Source organism: Pontibacter qinzhouensis, assembly GCF_008017455.1.
GTDB classification, from domain to species: domain Bacteria; phylum Bacteroidota; class Bacteroidia; order Cytophagales; family Hymenobacteraceae; genus Pontibacter; species Pontibacter qinzhouensis.
The window spans coordinates 1-18,124 of record NZ_VRTY01000073.1 but is presented as its reverse complement, the minus strand read 5'-3'; the positions used below and the strand labels follow the sequence as shown (position 1 = coordinate 18,124).

Annotated in this window: 9 protein-coding genes; 3 read left to right on the top strand and 6 right to left on the bottom strand. The window is 49.6% G+C overall.

The features are described from left to right. Positions 1–137: 137 nt before the first annotated feature. Entirely contained in the window at positions 138–536 is a 399-nt protein-coding gene (locus FVR03_RS17095) for a hypothetical protein (RefSeq protein ID WP_147922981.1), read from the top strand. Between the two features lie 128 nt (positions 537–664). Further along, a complete protein-coding gene (locus FVR03_RS25220) occupies positions 665–832 on the top strand; it encodes a helix-turn-helix domain-containing protein (RefSeq protein WP_147922991.1) in 168 nt (55 codons plus the stop codon). Positions 833–1,377: 545 nt separating this feature from the next. On the opposite strand, the gene FVR03_RS17085 is transcribed toward FVR03_RS25220, so the two are convergent. Beyond that, positions 1,378–3,594, bottom strand: coding sequence for a glycoside hydrolase family 3 C-terminal domain-containing protein (locus FVR03_RS17085; protein WP_222707258.1), 2,217 nt, complete (start codon positions 3,592–3,594; stop codon positions 1,378–1,380). 522 nt (positions 3,595–4,116) lie between these two features. Here FVR03_RS17085 and FVR03_RS17080 point away from each other — a divergent pair. Further along, complete coding sequence (locus tag FVR03_RS17080) at positions 4,117–5,196, top strand: IS110 family RNA-guided transposase (RefSeq protein WP_147922980.1); 1,080 nt, start codon at positions 4,117–4,119, stop codon at positions 5,194–5,196. Positions 5,197–5,815: 619 nt separating this feature from the next. Here FVR03_RS17080 and FVR03_RS25115 read toward each other — a convergent pair. The 5 genes from FVR03_RS25115 to FVR03_RS17055 all read right to left on the bottom strand — a co-directional run. Continuing rightward, complete coding sequence (locus tag FVR03_RS25115) at positions 5,816–9,319, bottom strand: rhamnogalacturonan lyase family protein (RefSeq protein WP_147922979.1); 3,504 nt, start codon at positions 9,317–9,319, stop codon at positions 5,816–5,818. 307 nt (positions 9,320–9,626) lie between these two features. Next, positions 9,627–12,080, bottom strand: a complete 2,454-nt coding sequence (locus tag FVR03_RS17070) for a T9SS type A sorting domain-containing protein (protein ID WP_147922978.1) — start codon at positions 12,078–12,080, stop codon at positions 9,627–9,629. A 497-nt stretch (positions 12,081–12,577) separates the two neighbouring features. Then, entirely contained in the window at positions 12,578–14,986 is a 2,409-nt protein-coding gene (gene galB, locus FVR03_RS17065; protein WP_304608227.1) for a beta-galactosidase GalB, read from the bottom strand. Positions 14,987–15,398: 412 nt separating this feature from the next. Further along, positions 15,399–16,787 (bottom strand): hypothetical protein, encoded by a 1,389-nt coding sequence (locus FVR03_RS17060; RefSeq protein WP_147922976.1) that lies wholly within the window; start codon positions 16,785–16,787, stop codon positions 15,399–15,401. 35 nt (positions 16,788–16,822) lie between these two features. Then, positions 16,823–18,124, bottom strand: a 1,302-nt coding sequence (locus FVR03_RS17055; RefSeq protein WP_147922975.1) for a RagB/SusD family nutrient uptake outer membrane protein, incomplete at its 5' end; no start/stop codon positions are given.

Below are 18,124 nucleotides of genomic sequence, written 5' to 3'. Positions count from 1 at the left end.
TGATAAAACCTTCTTAATCAGCTGAACAATAGATCTTCAACAAAAACATCTTTGGCTCGCAATATATAAAAAACACATTTTTTATAGCTGAATCTGTTCAATTGCTTCTATATTTGCCTCAAATTTTTCTGGATTTTATGATTTTATTTCAAAGCCACGCCATCCGGTTAAATTATGCTCCATCAACCGACATCCTGACGGCTGATTTATCTGTTGAACATGAATTCTATTTGCTGGAGATAAGGGAAGTGCTGCGTACCATTTCTGATGCTGTGCGGCACTACGATGTAAAGCGGCTCCTGATGGACTCCAGAAAGCGCATGTTGCAGATTGATAAGGAAAGTTATGCACAGCTGATGATTGAGTTCGCCAGCGAATTGAACGGTACACGCCTGCAGAAGTTTGGTCGTTTGCGGTCTGGTGTAGCTTCCAGAGAAGACCTGGCGCTTTACATACAGGAGCAGGTGGCGCACAACTTTACCCTCCGCAGCTTTACCGATAAAGACAAAGCCTACGAATGGCTGCTGCAACCCTAAAGCCAAGCAAAATAAAGAGCGTATTTTAACTTAAGGCACCTACACCACCAAAACAGGAGCCAGACCCTTGACTATTTTTAAGTAAAAACTCTTCTGAAGGCTATTTCTATTAGAATAATTTTAATAGCCTGAGGACCCGCATCAGGTTTTTAAAGAAGTTTAAGGAAGATTTCGGGATTTCGCCAACAGATTATATTCTGCAGGAGCGCACAAAACTGGCAAAGGCTTATTTAGCTGCTCCTGGCAATTCGGTAACTCGGGTCTGCTACATGGCTGGCTTCCAAAAACTGCATTAATTTATCAGGACTTTAAAAAAATTGGTAGGCCTAACGCCCAAAGTATACCAGCAACAGCGATGGCGTATGCCGCTAGCTTAGCCTGGTTCGTAACGTTTGCTAGTATAAGCGTGGCAGGTAAGGTGAAGAGTTAAGTTGCTGTAGAAAAAGCACACGTAGGGTTATAGTGTGGTTTCCTGAGGTTTGAAAAAAGCTACAGAGTTCTATTAACTAATGTTACGCAACTTCTGATTTGTGGTACCTTTAAATTGGCTCCAACTCTCTTAGCTGCTGCTTCATCCGGTGCCCTTAGGCATTATTGTTGTATTAGTAGTAAGTCTTAGCGCTCAGGCTGCCTGCGGCACCGGAAACCTGCAAAGGCGCTCAACCCAAGAACTGGGATTTGCACTACGAGATTTTGTTACAGCGCCAGAAAGTTAATTTGTTGGGTTGGGATTATAAAATTTAATTGAATATCCTGAGTGCGTAACATCAGATATTAAATAAAAAAGCCCAGGTCTCTTAAGCTTTCTTGCGCTAAGACCTGGGCTTTTTACTAAATACATTTATAAGCTGATTTCAGCCGACTGCCGGATATCTTGAGATGAGCTGCCGGCCATAATGATAAAACTGCCAGGCTCCAGCACCCACTGCATCTTGGCTTCGTCGAAATACTGAAATGCTTCTTTCGGTAAGTTAACCGAAACCTCCTTCGATTCGCCTGGCTTCAGGAAAATCTTGCTAAATGATTTAAGTTCTTTTTCGGGTCTTTTTACAGCTGCCTCTGTATCTTTCACATACAATTGTACTACTTCAGCTCCTGCTGCTTTTCCTGTATTTTTAACGGTGAGTGTTACAGCAACACCTTCGCCATTTTTAGCGGCTTTCAGGTTACTATAGCCAAAGGTGGTATACGATAAGCCATGCCCAAACCCGAATTGAGGAGCTACTTTATAGGTATCGTGGTAACGGTAGCCCACAAAAATATCTTCGCGGTAATGCACATTAACAGTGTCTTTGTCGCCAGGATACTCGCCCAGTGCATGTGCCGGAGCATCCTGTAATTTTTTAGGGAACGTAACTGGTAATTTGCCTGATGGGTTTACTTCTCCGAAGAGCACGTTAGCAATGGCTGTACCGCCTTCCATACCAGGGTACCAGGCCTGAAGTATACTGCTGGCGCGGCTCTCCCACCTGCTCATATCCAGTGGGCCTCCACCTATCAGCACTACCACCGTGCGTGGGTTCGCTTTTAGCACCGCATCAAGCAGCTGATCCTGGGCAAAGGGCAGGTTCATGTTGGGTTTGTCTGCTCCTTCAGCATCGAAAGCGCCTCCATCCCAGTTGTCGGTGTAGCCGTGGGTCCAGCCACCTACATACACCACTACCTCAGCACCTTTGGCTGCTTTTACTGCTTCGTCTATTAGCTGCTGGTTTGCTTTTTCTTCGCGTGTCACTTCAAAACCGGGCGCATAAGTTATAGCCACACCGTTACCTGCTAGTCGTTTAATGCCGTCCAGGGGTGTTACCTCGTATGGCGACCGTACCTGTGAGCTGCCACCGCCCATGCCTTGCTTGCGCGTGGCGTTGGCTCCGATCACGGCAATCGACTTAACGGAGGCTTTGTTCAGCGGCAGCAGGTTCTTCTCGTTTTTGAGCAGTACCAGGGCTTCTTCGGCCACTTTTAAGGCTGTCTGCTGATGTGGTTTGGTAGACAAGGCACCATCGGAGCGGGAGCCGTTTATCATGTTGGTGCTGAACATTACCCGTAGAATTCTTCTTACTTTATCGTCGATTAATTTCTGGTCTACCTGCCCGCTTTTCACCAGGCTCAGCAAGGTGTCTGCCATCAGAAATTTATTGTAATCGATGTTCGGCATTTGCAGCAAGTCGGTTCCCATTTCGATGTCGTTGCCATACAAGGCGGCTTCCATGGTGTTTTGCACGGCTCCCCAATCGCTCATAACTAAGCCCTTAAAGCCCCACTCTCCTTTTAGGATGTTGTTAACCAAATACTCATTGTGTGTAGCATACTGCCCTCTGAACTTGTTATATGCCCCCATAACGGTAAGAACGTCAGCTTCTTCTACAGCTGCTTTAAAGCCTGGCAGGTAAAGCTCGCGCAGTGCCCGCTCGCTCATCTCCACGTTTACCTCGGCTCGTTTAATTTCCTGGTTATTGGCTGCAAAGTGTTTTACGCAGGCAGCTATGCCCTGGTCCTGCACACCCTTTATGTAGCCAACCACCATGCGCGAAACCAAGTGCGGGTCTTCGCTCAGGTACTCGAAATTGCGGCCGTTAAGCGGCGTACGCATTATGTTTATGCCTGGCCCCAGAATAACATCTTTACCTCTGGCTTTGGCTTCGCGGCCCAGCACGGCTCCATACTCATAACCTAAGTCGGGGTTCCAGGTGGCAGCCAGCGCAATACCTGTTGGCAGGTAAGTAGATGAGTCGTTGCCGGCATTATCAAGGCTCCAGTCGCGGCCATGCTCGGGGCGTACGCCGTGCGGCCCATCCGACATGGTGAGTTCGGGTATCCCGAGCCTTTCCACTCCTCCTGAGGTAAAGGAACTGGTACCATGCAGCATGTTAATTTTCTCCTCCAGCGTCATCAGGTTAATCAGCGAATCTATCTGGGCTTCGTAAGCCATTACAGTTGGCTTGTTTTGCATGTCCTGCGCTTTATCTGAGGTGGAGCAGGAACTGACAGCCACTATCACAGCCAGGCTTCCGGCTAAAAAATAACCGGTTATTTTCCTTCTGATGTTTCTTTTTTTCATCTTCACTATATTGCTAGGTAATTTGGGTGAACAGGTTCAAAAACCTGCTCAAAAGTCAGGAATAACTAGCATTTGTAAGGGATGTTATAGTTCGGATAGAAGCACCAAATGTTAACAGCAGCAAAAAAAGCCTGAATTATGATTATTAGAGCTCCTGAAGGTAAAAAGTGTTAACTAACATTAAGGGTATTCTAGTAAGTTGGCTACAACTCTCTTAGCTGCAGCTTTTCCAACTTTGTTATTCTATTGCTGTGGCTCCGAGCGCTCATATCTTTGTAAGCAAAACAATAAGTGCAATTTTTGCATAGCAAAAGCGACAGGGCAGCCGGGCAAATCAATGAGCGCTACATACACAGCTTACCGTGCTATGGTCCTTGAGAGCTATCCCGCTGCCCCCTTTCTTTCCGTTTCAGGCTGAACAGTACCTACGGATGCCTCTTTTGTGAGGCAATCCTGTATAAAACCATGAGAGAAGCCCTGGGAGGATACGTCTGCTTCTGCTGATTACTAACAACAGAACGCATGGCCACCATCATCACCAAACAATGCTTCAGCGCCGACATGGCAAAAGACAAGTTCGATGCCTGCTACTCCCTGACCGACGAGCAGCAGCGGGTAAAGGTAAAATCCACCAGCAGCTTTGCCAACAGCAAAGCCTTCTACAAGTGGGTGGCCAAGTGGCGCCTGGCCCATGTGCCGGTGAGCTTTGTGATGGAGGCCACAGGTGTTTACTACGAGCAGCTGGCCTGGTTTCTTCACCAGCAGCAGGAGCCGGTGAGCGTGGTAGTGCCTTCTCAGGCCAGGCGTTACCTGCAGAGCCTGGGCCACAAGAGCAAGAACGACAAGCTGGATGCCAAAGGGCTGGCACAGCTGGGCCTGGAGCGCCGGCTGCCCCTGTGGCAGCCACTGAGCGCCTGCTTCTATGCCCTGCGCAAGCTTACGCGGGAACATGAGCGGCTGCAGGTAAGCAAAACCGGTTTTCAGAATATGCTGCATGCCGAGCAGCACAGCCTGCAGGCGGGCAGCAGCACGGTCAGGCGGCTGGAAAAGAGCATCCGCCTGGTGGAGGTGCAGCTAAAGGAGATCAAAGAGGAGATCGGGGAGCTCATCAGCCGGGAGGAGCAGTTGGCCAGGAAGGTGCAGCACCTGACTTCTGTTCCGGGGGTGGGGCTGCTGACGGCAGCCACCGTACTGGCCGAAACAAATGGCTTTGCTCTGATCACCAACGTGCGGCAACTCGTCAGCTACGCCGGCTATGATGTGGTGGAGAACCAATCGGGCAGCCGGGCAGGCAGGAGCCGGATGAGCAAGCAGGGCAATAGTCACATCCGTCGGATCCTGCACATGCCAGCCTTCCAGACCGTGAGCCGGGATTTGCCGGCTTTCACAGCACTCTATGAGCGGCTGCTTGGCAAGGGCCGGGAGAAGATGCAGGCGTATGTGGCCCTGCAGAAGAAGCTGCTGGTGCTCCTCTACACCCTCTACACGAAAGAACAGGAGTATGAGAGAAACTACACCCAGTGCCGGGAGGCGGGAGCTCCTCTTTCGAGTTGCCGCGCAGCGGCAGGATACGCACTGAGGGAAAAAAGTAGCCCCGCCTAGCAGGGCTACACAAGATGGAGACCCATAGCCCTGCGGCGGGGAGTCCTCTTTCGGGTAGGGCAAAGATAAGGAAAAAATCCTACAGCAAAACTTGCTTTTTCAGACAGTACCTCAAGGCTGGGAAACCTGCAAAGGCGCTCAACCCAAGAACTGGGATTTATAATACGAGCCACTGCTACTGAGCTAGCATCTGTATTTGGTTACTCTGCGAATACAATAACTTTGCTGGTGGCATAGTATTCTAGCGTAACATCAGTAGAACATGCCTGGCAGACCCTTGGCTAAATTCGGATGTAAAACCTTCTGGAGGCTGTTTTCATTCGAATAATTTAGAAGCTAACAATGTAACAAACTTGATCTTCCTGCAAAACTTATCTGAATCTACATAGCACACAGTTAAGTTTACTTCTAAGAAGCTTGGCTGCTTATTTTACTGATAATTAGCTTTACAACCTCTATTATTAATTTGAAAACCTACTTGGGCAGCTGTTGCCTCGTGAGTAGATAAAAAAAGAACCTCTTGCTGTTGGAGGGTTTCTGCCGCCACAGCAAGAGGTTCTACAGTCTGTTTCCTTTTAAAAATCAGAAACAGTTCTGTGTTGCTACAACAAGTGTATGCTTAGTTTTTGATAAGTGTATAATGCTGCCTTTCATCATCGACCAGTACGTTAATAATATAAACTCCTCGTTTCAGGTTAGCTCCTGCTTTCACCGAACCTTCTCCACTACCCTTCTCTACAACCCGACCTACCTGATCAGAGATGGAGTACTCAAACGCTCCTGCTGTTTCAATTAAAAACGCTTCGGAGGTAGGGTTAGGATAAATAACAGTTGAAATTGATCTGTCCATTAATCCTTTAGCAGAGGCGCTGGCGCTACCGCTCAAAACCGGAGACAAGCTAAATTGCTGATGCTGCCCTTCGGTATACTGGAATTGTTTTACATTGGCTTTATCGTTCAGGGAACCAGCTTCTACTGTAATAGACCTACCGCTGAGTTTGTTTACGATGTTGTAGCTCCCATTACTAAGCCTTATAAACTGCCATTGCTGGTTAGCCTGCCCACCATAGCTCCATTGCATAATATTTGCACCTTCCGCATTAGGAGACTGTGCTTTTACGCCCAGCGACTGTCCGCAGTTAACGCTTGTAATAATGTAGTACCCATCTCCGGCGCTGCTTAGCTTCCACTGCTGGTTTTGAGTAGCACCAGGCGCGCGCTGCACAACGTTAGCATTACCATTTGTGTTGTTGCTGCAGGACTTGTTAATATCTAAAGCCATGGCACTGTGCAGAGCGGTAATGGTGTAAATACCATCGAGCGGCATTGGGGTGGCCTCGGCAGCATTAGAATTGGTTACGCTTGTTGCATCCGTAATTTTAATCCAGTACCAGTAGGTCACACCGTTTTCAGCTGAAATGTCGGTGTAGGTTGTAGCATTGCCTGGCAGCGAAGCTATGCGCGTTCTACCGGCAGGATCAGCATCTGTATCGCGAAATACTTCCAGGGCCGTGATAGCGTCGATGTTCTCAACAGTCCAGCTAAGATCTACCATGCCGTCTGTTCCCTGGGCAGCAAGCACAACCGATTTGGCTGGTGGTGGCGTAACTACTCCCTCCGGTGTTGCCTGGGCTGCATTAGAACCTGGCGTGCTGCCATCTACAGCAATTATTTTTAGCCAGTACCAGTAAGGAGTTCCATTGATAACGGTAAGGTCGGTGAAGCTGGTAGTAGTTGCGCTTACAATACCAACCCGCGACCTTCCGCTTGGGTTAGAATCAGTATCGCGGTAAATTTCTATCTGGCGGATATCTACATTTTTGATTTGCCAGGTAAGATCTACTTTACCATCGCCGGGGGCAGCAAACAACTCTACACTGGCAGGTAGTGGAGGAAGGACTACAGGAGCTGGAGTAGCACTGGCTACGGCAGAGTTTACTTCTTCTCCAGCGGCATCCGTTCCTTTTATCTGGTAGTAATACACAGTGCCGTTGCTCAAGCCTTCATCAGTAAAAGATTTTACAGTTCCGGCTAATGTAGCTACCAGCGTGCTGCCAGCGAGGTCGGGGCTTGTACTGCGGTAAATCTCTAAACTTGATGGAACAAAGTTGTTACCTGACCAGCCCAGAAATACTTTTGAATGACCACCTCGTGCTGTTAAGTAAATAGCAGGTTGTGCAGGACCGGCGTTCTCAGCCAGGGCAATGGCAGGTTTTGGTGGTGCCGCCATGTCTTCACCTACATAAAAGCTGGTATGAGGAGGCTGATTGTAGGCCACATTCTGCCAGGCAACTGACACTCTATATTGTGGGTCATGCATAAAAGTATAGAACCTGTGAGTAGAAGGAATGGTGGTAGTGAAAACCAGCAGCTCGCTATTATTACTATGCCGGTAAATCACCTCTTCCCGCCAATCGCCCAGGATATCGGCACTCAAACTAGGGTTGGCTTTTGTACTGTTGTTTCTTTCAGCGCCAAAGTTATGGGCAGAAAGAATGTTTACCTGTGTGCTGCTGGTGTAGTTCCATTTGTCTATAACAGTGCCATCGAGCAGTTCACGCTGCAGGTCACCGTCCCACCAGTTGCCAAAGTTCATGCTGCCTGGTCTGGCAGAAGATATCTCCACACCTTGTGCGGTGTATAAACCGCCTCTCGGCCCCCAGGCTTCGTTGCCTTTGTACCTGGGGTCTATATCGGCCGTCATGGCACGGCCTATGTCGCCGGTGGTTGGTATGCCCCAGAGTTTTTCGCCTGTGCCGGCATCGCGCATCCACAAACCATGTCCATTATAAGAACTCTCAGACTCATGTGCACTCCACGACTCCAATCCGGGTCGGTCAGGGTCCAGATCGCCTACGTGCTGTGCATCGCCATGGCCCAGACCAGTAGTGTACAAACCTGTACCATCATCGTCGATAGCCATAGATCCGAAAACCACTTCATCTTTGCCATCGCCATCAACATCGTTTATGCTTAAACTATGGTTACCCTGACCAGCATAAGCATTATTTCCTGGCGCATCTGAATCAAAAACCCAGCGTTGGGTTAACTGGCCATTGCGCCAGTCCCAGGCTGCCAGAACGGAGCGGGTGTAGTAGCCGCGCGAAAACAAAAGGCTCGGCCGCTGACCATCGAAATAGCCAACACCAGCTAAAAAGCGATCTACGCGGTTGCCATAGTTGTCGCCCCAGCTCGCTACATTTCCTCTGCCTGGCACATAGTCTGCTGTTGCCATAGCAGCACCTGTCTGGCCATTAAAAACGGTTAAAAACTCTGGTCCGTGCAGAATATAGCCCCCTGAATTGCGGTAGTCTACGCTTGGGTCGCCAATAACTGTACCGGCTCCGTCTATGGTGCCATCAGCCGTTTTGCAGGCCAGTTCTGCTTTTCCATCACCATCCAGATCGTATACAATAAACTGCGTGTAATGAGCACCAGCCCTTATGTTTTTTCCCAGATCGATACGCCAGAGGTGTGTACCATTCATTTTATAGGCATCGAGGTATACATTACCGGTGTAACCTGCCTGCGAATTGTCTTTTGCATTTGAAGGATCCCATTTCACGATAATCTCATACTCACCGTCGCCATCCAGGTCGCCCACGCTACAGTCGTTGGGGCTGTAGGTGTAGCTTACGCCATCAGGGGTAGTTCCTCCGGCAGGCCGCTGTAAGGGTATTCGTAAGTGCGCTTGCCCCCAAACAGTGGCAGGGGCTGAACTCTCCTGCTCTACGCCATTCACTACCGGACGTACTGTATACGATTCGTTTGTACTGATTTCGTCGGTGTAGTTGGTGCCTTCTGTCAGGGGTGTATCATTAAGTTTGGTTTCTCCACGGTACAAGTTGAACGCAATATCGGCCGGATCGGTACCAAGCATTCGCCAGCTGATAAAGACCTGGCTCGGAGATGATCTTACAGCTACTACACCGCGCCCCAGATTCTCCATCTGGCGTTGTGCATACACGGAGGTAACAGTAAACAGCAACAAGAGTAACAGGCCAATCCTATTAGTGAGGAAACTTCGGTGAGGCCTGAGATGGGTAGTAGGTTTTTCTTCTAAAAAATTGGGTTCCTTTCCAAAAGGAGTTCCGGCAAGTGGGTTCAGTAATTTTGTTTTCATACATGAATAGAGGTTAAATGAAAAACACTCCTGGCGTTGCAAGTAAAGCTGATAAGAAATAAATGTCTGTTACAGCTGTTGTGACAAAGTAACAGCACCAACAAAACTAACTACCAGTTGTAAGCAAATTAAATTACTTACTCATGTAACACTATCCTGTACTATCCTGCTACATAAGCAGATACAACAACCTGTAGGTTTAGTAACAGACTTACAGATTATTCAAATAAAAAAGCCCTTCCGAAGCATTTTCAACTGAAAATAGCCAAGGGTGAAGGGCTTTGATTGATAAATGTAAATGAGGTTTCTACTTTTTCATGATCCGGATGGTGCGCGTCTGGTTTTTCTGGAAAACGGTGAGCAGGTAAATGCCCGGCTGCAGGTAGGCTCCCACTTCACAATTGCCTGTGCAGGTGCCTTCTGCTAGGGTTTGCCCTACCAGGTTTGTAATTTTATAGGTAAACGGTAGCGATGATTCCAGGTGTAAACGTTCATTAAAAGGGTTTGGCCAATAGCTCAGTTCAAAGTCCTGCTGCTGATCTGGCTGCACAGAAGTAACCGTAGAAACATCGCCATAGATAATGCCTCTGCCACCTGTGGCAAGGTAGACTCTGCCAAAAATACGTGGGTCGCCGGTTATATCGTTTATGCCACCGAACTGGTGCTGGTCGTCGTTGATGCGGAGCCAGGTGGCACCGGCATCATCAGAGCGGAAAAAGCCAATCGTGTTGTTAACCTTTCCTACCAGAAATACAGCAGGATAAGTACTACCGGCTGCTGCTTTTCCGAAACCTACTTTTGTCGCCTCCTGCACATTGCTGATTTTTGTAAAGCTGCTGCCTGAGTTAGTGGAGCGGTAGATGCCGCCTACGGTATTGGTGAGCCAGATATCGCCTTCAACTCCTGGTACAGGATAAATCATAGAAGCCCAGAGTTGCCAGTTGGCTACGGCAGGTAAGCCTGTTGCACCAGTTGAAAAGCTTACGCCTTTGTTGGTACTCACCAGCACCTGGCCAGCCATGGCATCGTAGGCATACACTTTCGCAGCATTTACCCGGTCGGCTGCTACTTTCAGGTTAGCCTTGCCAGCCCCTGCTGATGCTGCCCAACTCACACTTCTGTCGGCTGAGTGATAGACCGAAGAAACGCCAGCGGGAGCCCAGATCATGGCTGCGCCATCGGCTGTAACGGCTATGTTGCCACCTCCGGTTACGCCTGCCGGGTGGTTTGCGAAGGGAGCCCAATTAGAGCCGCCATCAGTAGAAAAAGCACCAAAATGAGCCTCCGACTGGTAATGCGTGCGCACCATAAAAGTGGGTAAGTTGGCAGCAAAATCGATCCAGGTATTGGTGCCGTAGCGGGGAGTAAGCCGGCCTGCCGCAGGAGATTCGTCGAGGTTGTCGTGTCGGAAACCATCTATATCGCCTAAGGCGCTTACTAAATGTGCTCCGGCAGGCGGACTGATAAGTTTCAACGGCACCGTTTCCTCCAGCCCCTTATTCTGAAATACCCAGTTTACAGGCCGCTGCTGATCTGATTCTGAAAGGTTGGTGCTGTTAAAAACACCGTAGCCGGTCACAAACCAACTCTTGTTGCTATCAAACGGATCGATGTCTAGATCGCCGAGCCAGTGTGGATTAGAAGCGGCTGCGTAAGGTGCTGCGGTATGGTCGAAGGAAGCGGTTTCGAGTAGCGGGCGCCAGGTGGTGCCGGCATCGGTGCTGCGGTATACTTCGTCGCGGGGCCACCACCTGTTCAAAGTCGAAACCATGACAGTGCCCGGAGCCTGCGGATCGAGTGCCAGACCCGCAAAGCCTCCCTGGCCTGCCGGCAAGGTGAGGGTGGTCCAGGTGCCGGTGGTGGTGTTCAGTTTCCGGACAGCTCCTGCAGTAACTCCGTTTGGTCCGGGGCCATCGGCGTAGGTTATATACAGCGTACCATCTGCTGCCATGGCCGCGTGGTGAGGCATGTACTCGGTGAGCTGATTTGGCACAGCCGCCCAGGTGGCACCGGCATCGGTACTGTGGTACAGATTATTCTCGCCTTTTCGTAGCACCCCTACATAGATAGTTTGCGTGGCAGCACCGGCAGTACCGTTTCGTTTATCGAACAGCACAAAAGCAATGCCGCCACTGCCTGGAGCCATAGAACTTACCGGAAAACTGTTGACTTTAGACCAGGTGGCACCGGAGGTGGTGCTTTTCCAGAGGCCATCTATGGTAGTGCCAAGGTAGAGGGTGCTGTTCAGGTGCGGGTCTACCTGCAAGCGCTCGCCGGTGGAGCGACCGTCTTCGTTTCCGCCTAGTTTTACAGCGAGGTTACTTTTGGCCCAGGTTGCCCCACGATCTCTTGAGTAGAGCACGGTGCCTGTTCCTGCCCATGCCTGCGAATATAGCCCGGTTGCCAGGTACACCCTATCCGGATCTACGAGATCAGTTGCCAGACTCAGCACCCCGGTGTAGTTCTCTTCTGTGCGGTTCAGGTGGTCGAGCAGTGGCACCCAAGTGGTGGTGGTGGCGTTCCATCGGTAAGCACCACCCACATCGGTGCGGGCATAGAGCAGGTCTTTTTCGGTTTGATTGTAGATAATACCTGTCACAAAACCGCCACCGTTTATCTGCACATTTTTCCAATGATAGGTGTCGGTAGTCTGAGCAAAGGTAGTAAGGCTAAGACAGCAGCAAACCAGCAGCAGGCCCAGGCTTTTACGAACAAAAGTGCCAGAGCCTGACAAGCCAGAACTGAGTAAATGTTGCTTCATAGCTTTTGGATATTAAGTAGTAGAAATTTTATTTTCACCAAAGGGTAAGAAAGCCTCTTTCCTGCCCTTGGATAAAACTGCCTTCTTTTTCTTTTGGAGGGCTATTTTATTTGAATAATTACCTGAAGCAAAACATATTATAGTCAGAAGTCTTCTTGAAGCTGGTTCCAACACTTTTGGCTCCAGCTTCATCCGGTGCCTTCATGCCGTATTGTTTTATGGTTATGGCTCCGAGCGCTTATACTTTAAGGCCTGCAACGGGGCGGAAAATAGTACCATGTTCGTTGGCTTCGTGTTGCTTCGTAATAAGACGCTGCGAGGTCTGGTATTAAACTGCTAAGGCGCTCAACCCAAGAACTGCCAAGAAAACTCTATTTCACATCTAATTAGCCATCATTTGCTTTACGGAACCTTGTAAAAAGGCTAGGTTTTGAACTCATTATTCTGATCAAAAAGGCGCAAAAGCGGCTTAAAATCTGGCGTAGCTCCTACATTGTTTACCTGCTCATTTTTATGCTGATGCTGGCACTTTCCAGTCCTGCTGAAGTGGCGGTTAGTTTAACTGTGCCTGCCTCTTCCTGCGCCTGTAAAATAGCGAGGCACAAACCGTTAAAGGCTTTCCTATGGTCGGCTTTAAAAGATTCCATGCTGGTTTGCAGGCCGTTGTCTACACCAGCTATGGTGGCTTTACCATCAACTTTAAACTGCACCAGGTTGTCGGCACGAGGCACCAGGTTGCCGTCTTTGTCCTCGATTCTGACTGTTACAAAGGCCAGGTCTTTTCCGTCTGCTTTTATGTTATCCCGGTCCACTTCCAGCACCACTCGGGCTGCTGCTCCGGCTGTTTTTATTTCTTTCGTCAGCACTTCCTCCTCCCCTTTCCTGGATACAGCTCTTAGAGTTCCGGGCTGGTAAGGCACTCGCCATATTACATGCAGGTCGTCGCCTTCTTTCTTTTTGATCCCCAACGACTTGTCGTTCAGAAATAGCTCCACTTCATCGGCGTTGTTGTAGTAAGCCCATACATCCACAGTTTTGCCTGGCTGCCAGTTCCAGTGCGGGAATATGTGCAGCACGGGTTCGCTGGTCCATTCGCTTTTGTACATGTAGTAAGTGTCTTTCGGGAAACCGGCCAGGTCTACCACGCCAAAATAAGAGCTGCGGGCGGGCCATACGTAAGGCGTTGGTTCTCCGATATAGTCGAAGCCGGTCCAGATGTACATGCCTGAGAGGTAATCGTGCTTCTTGATCAGTTTCCAGGTTTCTTCGTGGGTGGAGCCCCAGGGAGCACTCACGTTGTCGTAAGCCGAAACAGTGAGGTCTTTGTTGCCATCTGTAAAAAGTTCGTCCCATTTATAGGGCCATCGGCGGATGCTATCGGAGGGCATGTCGTAGCTGCCACGGGTGGCGAGGGCAGAGGTGGTTTCGGTGGCAATAAACTTCTGGCCCGGAAAGCTCTGCGGGAACTTCTCGAAATCTTCGTGGTGGTAGTTAAAGCCCACCAGGTCCAGCTCCCCCGATTTATAGATAGAGTTGCTTGGGTAAGGTTCGTTCAGGCCAGCGGTTATAGGCCGCGTTTTGTCGAGGCTCTTTACGATGCCAGCCAGTTCAGTGGCAATAGGTGTTCCTTCCGGGCCCCACTGCTCCGGAATTTCGTTGCCGATGCTCCAGACAATAATGCTTGGGTGGTTGCGGTCGCGCAGAATAAAGTCGCGTAGGTCGCGCTCGTGCCATTCGTCCCAGCTGTGGCTGTAGTCGAACTTGCTTTTCTCTTTTTTCCACATGTCGAATACCTCATCCATCACCAGAAAACCCATTTTGTCGCAGAGGTCAAGCAGTTCGGGAGCAGGCGGATTATGAGCAGTACGGATGCTGTTTACTCCCATGCCTCTCAGGATTTCCAGTTGCCGCTCCAGCGCACGGGTGTTAATGGCGGCACCTAATGCGCCTAAATCGTGGTGGTTGCACACGCCGAGTATTTTCATAGGTTTGCCATTGAGCGAAAACCCTTTGGCCACATCGAAATTAAAATAGCGGATGCCCAGCGGTGTTTCGTAATTGTCTACGACCTTACCATTCTGCTCCACCAGCGTTACCACCTTGTACAGGTAAGGCTCCTCCACCGACCAAAGCTTTGGCCCTGAAACTGTCAGCTCCTGGCTCACCTCATTTTCGGCCTTAGTTAATTGTATCTCTTCTGATTTGATGCGCACGACTTCTTTGCCTGCTGCATCGTACACCAAATTACTAACCGTAAAGCTACCTGCTTGGCCGGTTGTGTTATTGATTTTAGTACTGATAACTACTGTAGCGGCTTTCTCGCTTACCTGCGGTGTGGTAACGTAGGTGCCCCAATGTGCCACATGCACCTGGTTGACTTTGGTAAGCCACACATTGCGGTAAATGCCCGAGCCGGAGTACCAGCGGGAGTTGGGTTGGTGCGAGTTGTCTACTTTTACGGCAATTACGTTGGGGGTGCTGCCATAAAGCAGGTGCGGCGTAAGGTCGTAGCGGAACGAGATGTAGCCGTTGGGTCGTTTGCCCAGGTGCTGCCCGTTAATCCAGACTTCGCTGTTCATGTACACACCGTCAAAATCGATGTAAAAGACCTTGCCTTTATCGGCTTCGGAAAGCGTGAACGTTTTGCGGTACCAGCCTGTGCCGCCCGGTAAGGCACCTCCGCCTGTACCGGCAGGGTGACTCTCGCTGAAGCTGCCTTCTATACTCCAATCGTGTGGCAAGTTCAGTTTTCGCCAGCCGCCATCATTGAAACCTGGCTCCTGTGCTCCCTGCTGCTCGCCCAGGCTAAAGGACCAGTCTTTTGTGAAGTCGGTACGGGTACGGGCATTTGCTTCTGCTCCCCCATCGGGCTTTGCAGATTTGCAGGCAAACAGGCCTAGCAACATGGCTACTGTCACAAATAAGGTTAAACATGCGGGTGCTGGTAACAAGGTGGTTCTAAGCATTTGTATGAAAGGTGCTTCTGTTTTATATGTACTAGAGACTACGTGCATGCAATTAAATTATGTCGGGTAGACCCTTGGCACAAATCTGATAAAAATCCTTCCGGAGGCCATTTTCATTAGCATAATTTGAAATCTGATAATAATACTGAGTTTGATTTATGCCATATTACTTTCTTGCTGGTACTCGGGCATCTGAAATTGAATTACTGTCTGAATCAGAATTTACAGGATTTGAGAATAAACAGAATAGCTTGTATAGTCAGTCAAAAATATAGCACTTCCTGCACTGTCGCTGTTCTGAAAATCTTAGCATTCTGAAAATTCTGATTCAGATAGTAAGAATTTTCTCCCTTTACGGAATGATGTAGTGGAAAGCCAGCCATTCGTCTTTTCCGGCATCGTAGCTGGTGCCAAACCAGATTCCTTTACTTTGGAAGTCGTTCGGGAAGGCTTTCACCACTTTTATCGTACTGGCTGTCGGGTTCATCCAGCTATCGGGGTTTTGCAGGAGCGTGTTGCCATTGCTGAGGGTAATCTCGTTCGTATCCTCTTTTATGGTGAAGGTACCGGTGGTGGTGGCACCTTTCTGGCGACGAGTGTAGTTTTGCGTACCACCAAAGCGGTCGAAACGAATCCAGGAATCGGCTACGGCTGTTTCCCAGCTGGTATTCCAGCCCCAGTCGCTCGACGAGGCAGCTGATTCTGTCCAGCCTTTGCCACCTGCAATCCAGTCAACAGGGTTTCCGCTGGCATCGAGGTTCCAGACACGGCCGGAGGAGGCACCGCCGGTGAGCATGTTGAGTAACTGCCCAGGCGCAAAGGTTGGGTTATAGCCTTCATCCGGACCGGCATCCACGGGCTCTTCCGGCACCCAGTTATCGCTGTATTCTTTCGATACGTAGTTATACACCAGCAAAGCGGCTCCTTCGCAACTGTTCATGCGTAGTACTGCAAATTGCATGGCATTTTCGGTAAGCGAAAGCAGCCTGATATTTCCCCAGGACGATACGCAGCCATCACGACCGGCATCGTGCAGTGGGGTGGCATCGGTCATGATCAGGGTTCTGGTGTCTGTATCCAGAAAATAAGTACCGTTCTCTGTTCCCCGGTTTGGCAGCATTTTATGGTTTACCGTCACAAAAGGACCACCTTTCAGGTTAAAGGTCATGGTGCCATAGTCGCCGGCAGGCATCAGCCAGGTGTTACCGGCATAGTCCGGGTTCCAGTTCCAGCAGTCGCCGCCTTCGTTCATGCAGGCGCCTTCCCAGCCATTATCGGTGCCGTAAAAATAGAGCGGTCCGTCGAAGTATTTGGCATCTATATCCAGAATCCAGGTTTTCTCGTTGCCTACACCTCCTGAGAGGGCTGTCCAGAGCGGGTCATCTACGTAAGCCAGGTTGTTTTGGGTTACCTGTATAGTTACAGGGTCCATCTCTACAATGCCACCTGCCGTAGCGGCAGAGAATTTAATGATATATTCTCCCTCAAAAGCAAACCGCACGGTGTCGACTCTGCGTTCGGAACGGCCGGTGCCGTAATCCCACATGGAGAGGGTACCTGGGGTTTCGTTTATCAGGATAACGGTATTGCCGCCTGCATCGAGGTTTAGCGGCTGCTCTATCCTGAACTTTATCTCTGATTTGTCGAGCATCCTGCCCAACTCGTAATTATCGTCCTGACACGCCGTGATGAGAAACAGCGGTGCCAGCAGTGCATACAACAGTATTTTTATCCGTTTCATCTGCTTATTTTTTCTTAAGTTAAATTAGCTTCAGGTTACCAGCCCAAGTTCTGTTTCAGCGTGTTGTTCGAGAGCGTCACCTGGTTAGATGGTATCTGCTGCAGCCCCTTCGTCTCGATTATCTTTTGAGCCGCAATGGTTTTGGTTACAGGAGATCCTCCATTTTCCAGCGTAGTAGTTTCAGCTATTATGCCTGCCGCCGTGTCTACACCCTGGCGAAGCAAATCCCAGTAGCGAATTCCTTCAAAGGCAAATTCTAGTCGTCGTTCTGTCATAATGTTTGCCTGCGACACGGCTATTGCGCTGAAGCTGCTGCCATAGGCTCTTCTTCTCACAGCATCGAAATAGGTTTGGGCACTGGGGCTACCAAGTTCAGCCGCCATTAACAGTACATCGGCGTAGCGTATGGCCACATAATCCTGGTACTGGCCTATCATGAAGTTGGCTGCACCCAGGTTTACGGCCAGGCTGTTACCTTCTTCATCTACCATAGGAGAGTATTTCTTCACATAGTAACCTGTATACTCGCGCTGTTTGCTCTTATTTTTAAAGTCGATGTTCTCTCCGGCAATAGATATGATGGAGGCGACTTTGCGGGTATCGGTATCGGTGTAGGCATTCCAGAGTTTTGGGTTAACCGTGCCGCCTCCCCAACCGTTGCCATAGGGGTAACTGTACTGCTCCCGCATGCCCAGCATCACCATCCAGTGGTTACCATCGGCGTTGCCATCGTAGTTACTGGTATAAGAGTATTTAATAGCGAAAACTGTTTCCTTGTTGTCTTCACCGGCATAGTTGTTAACAGAGGCAGCAGGCCACAGATGCGCAAAATCTTCTACCAACCCGAACCCACCATTGCTAATTACATCTTCTAGGTAATTCAGCGCCTGTGTTTTGCTGATAACGCCAGCCAGGTCTGGTTTACCGTAGTAGCCGGTGTAGTACAGGAAAGCACGACCCGCCAAAGCTTCAGCAGCCCATTTGGTAACCCGGCCGCGTGTAGCAGGATTTTGGGCACCATAAGCAGTAGCAGGCAAATTCTCGGCTGCAAATTTCAGGTCTTCAGCTATAACTTTGTACACTTCCTCGGGGTTAGCCTGCGGCAGGTTTTCGGCAGATGGTTCGGTTAACAGCGGAATGTTTCCCCAAAGCCGAACCATGTCGAAATAAAGGTAAGCACGCAGGAACCTCGCTTCCGACTCCACCACCTGGCGTTGGTCTGCATTGTTTCCCCACTCAATCTGGTCGAGTTTGCTCAGCAGCATGTTGCAGCGGTAAATGGCACGGTAGTAGTCGCGCCAGTTGGCTTCGAACAGGTTCTGATCGGAAGGTGAGCG